The sequence below is a fragment of the Niveispirillum sp. genome, assembly GCF_017996735.1.
Taxonomy (GTDB): Bacteria; Pseudomonadota; Alphaproteobacteria; order Azospirillales; family Azospirillaceae; genus Niveispirillum.
In genome coordinates, this window is sequence record NZ_JAGOGJ010000234.1 from 1 (window position 1) to 5,290 (window position 5,290).

Genomic DNA, 5,290 nt, shown 5'->3' on the forward strand with positions numbered 1-5,290 from the left:
GTCCAGGAAGTGACCAATTACTACATTCTGGGCCTGAACGCCGTTTGGGATCAGTCGCCGTTCCAGGATGTTAAGCTGCGCCAGGCTGTGGCGCTGACCCTTGATCGCGATCTCATCGCCAGTATCGCGCTTGGCGGCGGCGGCCAGCCGACCGCGGTGATGGCGCCGTCTTTCGGGGTCTGCGATACATCGAAACTTGCGAATTTCGGCCAGGATCTGGATCGGGCCAGACAGCTTGTCGCCGAGTCGGGCAACGAAGAACTCGCGTTCGAACTTCTGGTGCGCAACATCCCCGCCGATATCCAGATGGCACAGGTGATCGCTCAGGGTGTCGCCAAGATCGGCCTGACCGCGAATATCGCAGTGGTGGATGAAGGCATCTGGGTGCAGCGCGCCTGGATCGACAACCCGAGCCAGTTCGAGGCAACGATCACCTGGTATGCGGGCTATGCCGACCCGGCGATCTCGACACTGTGGTGGAATCCCGGTGTGGCCGGATTTACTGCGGGCCACGTGGTCCATGATGACGCGGTCAATGCCGCCATCGATGCGGCCTATCAGACCGGCGGCGACGCACGGGGGCCGGTGCTGCAGGATCTGTGCGAGAAGATCGACGCCTCCGCGAATGTCATTCCGCTAGTTACGCGGCAGGACACGATCGCCTATCGCAAGGACAGGCTGCAAGCCAAGCTCGCCACTGTAGAAGGCTACGCGCATACCTTGCGCAATGCCGAAACTTTCGAGCTTTCCTGAGCATTATGTCGCAGATCCTCAAATTCATCGCCTTCAGGGTCGGCAGCGCGCTGCTTACCCTGATCGGTGTGTCAATGTTCATCTTTGTCGCCATCCACATGCTGCCGGGCAGTTTCGAAGATGTCCTTGCACCGCGCGGGCCCGAGGAGCTGCGTCAACAAATTGCCGATAAATTCGGGCTGAACCAACCGCTTCCGGTGCAATATGTCAAATGGCTGAGCGCTGTTGCGACAGGCGATCTGGGAATATCGCTGATCACCCAGGATCCGATCGCGGACAGCTTTGCCACACGGGTGCCGGTCACGATCGAGCTTGCCGTCCTGGCCACCATCACCTCTGCCCTGATCGGCATCCCGCTGGGCCTTTGGTCGGGGCTGGCGCATCGCCGGACTGCCGTCTCGGGCATTGCGCGGGTGGCCGGCAGCTTCATCATGAGCGTGCCCGATTTCGTGATTGCCAGCGTGTTTCTCTATGTGTTCTCGCGCTATTCGCTTGGCCTGACCGTGGGTCAGTGGGTGCCTTGGCACGAAGATGCCATCGGCCACATCAAATCGGTCATCCTGCCGGCTGCGACCCTGTCGGCGGTCGGAATCGGGCTCTTCATCACCACTACGCGCAATGCCGTGATCGGCGTTCTGTCAAAGGATTACATCATGGCCGCACAGGCAAGGGGCGAGGAACCGCGCGACATCGTGCGGGGCCATGTCCTGCGCAATATCTCGAATCCTCTGGTGACGACCTTGTCGATCTATCTGGCCTATCTTATCGGTGGCGCGATTATCGTCGAATATGTCTATTCAGTTCCTGGCATGGGACGCTTTCTTGTGCAGGGGTTGCTCAATCGTGACTATCCCATCGTGCAGGCGACGGTCCTGGTGATCGCCTGTGCCGTTGTCCTCATCAACATGGCTGCCGACGTCGCCTATGGGCTGATCGATCCGCGCCTGCGCAAGGGATAAGGCAATGATCTTGCAGCCTGTGATCCACCACTGGCGCGACTTCAACCGGGCCGACAGATTGGCGGGCACCGCGTCCGTGACGATGATGGTCCTGATCCTTGTTGCCTTGCTGGCGCCGCTTCTGCCGCTCGATCCGCCCGATCAAGTGGCGGCGCATCCACGGCTGTCCGAGCCTAGCGCCGATCTGGTTTTCGGCTCCGACAATCTTGGCCGCAACATGCTCTCACGGGTGCTGCAAGGTGCCCGGATCACCATCTTGTTGTCGGCCATCGCTGTGCTGCTTGCCTCGGTGGCCGGAGTAGCTATCGGGTTGATCGCTGCCTATTCCGGCAAGGCGCTGGACGAGATCATCAGCCGATTTTCGGACATCGTCTTTTCCTTTCCGGCCGTACTCATGGGGCTGTTGATCACGGCCATCGTCGGCCCGGGTGAGTTCGCCGCGATCTGCGCCATCATTCTGGTGACGCTTCCGCCGATCGTCCGAGTGGTGCGCGCCGCCGCAATGGAGGTCACCGGGACCGATTACGTCACCATCGCATGGTTGTCCGGTGCATCGCCGGCGCGCCTGTTGCTGGTGAATGTCCTGCCCAACATTTCAGTTCCCGTGGTCACCCAAGTGGCATATTCGATATCCATCGGCATGCTGGTGGAAAGCGCGCTGAGCTTTCTCGGGCTCGGCCCGCAACCGCCGGCGGCATCACTTGGATCGCTGCTGCGCGAAGGCAGCGTCTACATCACTGTCGCGCCATGGCTGGTTTTTGGACCCGCCATATTCCTCGTGATCGCGATCTGGAGCACCAACCTGATCGGCGAAGGGTTGCGGGTCTTTTTCGACCCCGTCCGCGCCCGCTGCCTGGAGGAATGAGGTGATGAGAGATCTGCTGAATGTTGAAAGCCTGACCATTTCCTACCGCACCAGGGATCATCTGGTCACCGCGCTGCTTGAGGTTTCGCTGACTCTGGCTCAGGGCGAGATCCTTGGCATCATCGGTGAAAGCGGCTGCGGAAAATCGACGTTTTCATCGGTCATCGGCAAGCTTTTGGGGCCGGCCGGCGTGGTGGAAAACGGCCATATTACGTTTGGCGGAAAGGACGTGCTGTCCTTTTCTGGCCAGGAGCTGCGGAGCTATCGGGCGAATGACATTGCCTATGTGTTTCAAGACCCGATGAACACGCTGGATCCGACCAAGACCATCGGCGCCCAGTTCAGGCGGCTGATTTCCGCATCCGCCTGGAGGCAAAAGGCGATTGAGGCCCTGGCACATGTCGGGCTGACCGACTGGCGCCGGGTGCTGCCCAGTTATCCGCATCAGCTGTCCGGCGGGATGGCGCAGCGGGCGGTGATCGCAATGGCGCTCATTCGCAAACCTAGGCTGCTGATCGCCGATGAACCCACGGCGGCGCTTGATGCCTCGATCCGGTGCAGCGTCATGGATCTTCTGACGGCGTGGTGTGCCGAGATCGGCTCGGCGATGATCATCATCAGCCACGATATCCCCGTTATTTCAAATTATTGCGACCGGATCGGCGTAATGTATGCGGGCAGGTTTGTCGAAATTGCACCGGCAGAGGATTTTATCGTCGGCCCCCGCCATCCTTATGCCATGGCGCTGTTGGCGTCGGAACCCGGCCAGGAGGGAGAAGACGCGGTGCTGCAGAGCTTGGAAGGCTCGCCGCCTCCGTCGATCTCACGCGCCCCGGGGTGTGCCTTTGCGGATCGCTGCATCTATCGTACCGCACCGTGCAGCGCCGGTTTTCCGCCCTTGGTTGCGTGCGGATCTTCGAAAGTCGCCTGTATCCGGTTGGGTGACATCCACGGCGAGGCGGCATCATGACCACCATCATTTCGATCCGGAATGCCAGCGTTCAGTTCAGATCCGGCCCGCCTTGGGCGCCCCGGATCGTCAACGCGCTTCACAATGTCAGCATCGATATCAAGCCTCGCCAGATCGTCGGGCTGGTCGGCGAATCCGGATCTGGCAAGACCACACTGGGGCGGGTTTGTCTGGGTCTTCAGGAACTGACAAGCGGGACGATCGAATTTTCCGGAACGCCAATCGCGAAACTTGACCGCAAACAGCTCAAGGGTCAGCTGGCCGCCGTGTTGCAGAACCCGCGCATGTCACTCAACCCGTCGCTGAGAGTGGCCCATTCTGTGGCGGAGCCGCTAAAGATCGACAGGCACCTCTCTGCAACCGAGGCCCGCAAACAGGTCGACAAAATGCTCGAACGCGTCGGCCTTGCCAGCGGTGTCGGAAACCGGTTCCCGAATGAACTCTCGGGCGGTCAGAGGCAACGTGTCTCTATCGCACGCGCGCTGATCACGAACCCGAAATTCATCCTCTTTGACGAGGCCGTCAGCGCCCTCGACGTGTCGGTACAGGCCCAGATCCTGAACCTTCTGCGCGAATTGCAAAGCAGCGCCGGGTTCGCCGCCTTGTTCATCTCTCACGATCTGGCGGCCACGCGCTATGTGTGCGACCGGGTTGTCGTGCTCTATCATGGCGGGATCATGGAAGAATGCGGGCGCCGGATGCTCTATCGCGAGGCCCGGCACCCCTATACGCGCGGATTGCAGGCGGCCAGCGGGTTGATCGACGCTGCCGGCACGGCATTGAAGCTTGACGACAGGGCCGGACCCTCCTCAGGCTGCGCGCTGTTCCGACGCTGCCCCGTCAGCATGCCTCGCTGTGAAACCCAGTTGCCCCCGACCCGCACATCCGGGGAAGGGTCGGTGTTCTGCCACCTGGTCAGTGATGCTGGGGCGACCTCGTCCGGCGATGGCGATCCTATTTCGCACGACGCCCGAGGTGCCGCGCAGACGCCGTTCCGCCGACGCTCCCTGCACATGCCTGGGTAGGGAGCGTTGCATTAGGTGTTCTGTCCCGGCATCTGGTGGATCGGATCGAGGATGAATCTATCCGGCTCTGATGTCCAGATTTTGCAGATGTGTCCATCGTCGAATGATTTGGAACATGTGGCCGGCGCCAACGGCCGGCTTCTTCAAGGATCGTGAGGCGCAGGAATGGCACGAAACCCTTGCCCGACGGAATGCCAGCTTGGCTGACATGCAGTCGGCGGCGGCGCGAGAGCTGCCAGCTTCGATTTGATTGACCATCTACTCGGGGCGAGTGGCCTTTCGCCCCGAGTAAGTTGGCAGGGGGCTCACGCCCCCCTCTCGAACTTCACAACCGGGATGCCGAGCTTCTTGGCCTTGTCGGCGAGGTTTTCCTGGATGCCGTTGCCCGGGAAGACGAGGACGCCCACGGGCAGGACATCCAGCATGGCGTCGTTGCGCTTGAAGGGGGCGGCCTTGGCGTGCTTGGTCCAGTCGGGCTTGAAGGCGACCTGGGTGACGCCGCGGGCTTCGGCCCATTTGGCGGCGATGAGCTCTGCGCCCTTCTGGCTACCACCGTGAAGAAGGACCATGTCGGGATACTTGGTCCGGACTTGGTCGAGCTTGCCCCAGATAAGGCGGTGATCGTTGAAGTCGGTCCCGCCGGTGAGGGCCACCTTGGGGCCTGCTGGCAACATCACCTCGGCTTCGGTGCGACGCTTGGCGGCGAGGAAATCGCGGC

The 5,290-nt window shown here is 61.2% G+C and carries 6 protein-coding genes; 5 read left to right on the plus strand and 1 reads right to left on the minus strand.

Annotated features, from left to right (window positions below):
* The 5 genes from KBA48_RS32195 to KBA48_RS32215 form a co-directional block, all read left to right on the plus strand.
* The coding region (locus tag KBA48_RS32195) for an ABC transporter substrate-binding protein (protein ID WP_292912761.1) at window positions 1-753 on the plus strand (753 nt) is incomplete at its 5' end.
* A 5-nt stretch (window positions 754-758) separates the two neighbouring features.
* Entirely contained in the window at window positions 759-1,712 is a 954-nt protein-coding gene (locus KBA48_RS32200; protein ID WP_261497847.1) for an ABC transporter permease, read from the plus strand.
* Between the two features lie 4 nt (window positions 1,713-1,716).
* Window positions 1,717-2,577 carry an ABC transporter permease gene (locus KBA48_RS32205; RefSeq protein ID WP_261497846.1) on the plus strand — a complete coding sequence of 287 codons (861 nt, stop codon included), beginning with the start codon at window positions 1,717-1,719 and terminating at the stop codon, window positions 2,575-2,577.
* A 4-nt stretch (window positions 2,578-2,581) separates the two neighbouring features.
* Entirely contained in the window at window positions 2,582-3,547 is a 966-nt protein-coding gene (locus KBA48_RS32210) for an ABC transporter ATP-binding protein (RefSeq protein ID WP_261497845.1), read from the plus strand.
* The gene (locus tag KBA48_RS32215; RefSeq protein WP_261497844.1) at window positions 3,544-4,572 is read left to right on the plus strand and encodes an ABC transporter ATP-binding protein; all 1,029 of its coding nucleotides are present in this window, start codon (window positions 3,544-3,546) and stop codon (window positions 4,570-4,572) included. Before KBA48_RS32210 ends, KBA48_RS32215 begins: the two co-directional genes overlap by 4 nt.
* A 305-nt stretch (window positions 4,573-4,877) precedes the next feature.
* Here the strand turns inward: KBA48_RS32215 and KBA48_RS32220 are convergent.
* The coding region (locus KBA48_RS32220) for a DUF2493 domain-containing protein (RefSeq protein ID WP_292912762.1) at window positions 4,878-5,290 on the minus strand (413 nt) is incomplete at its 5' end.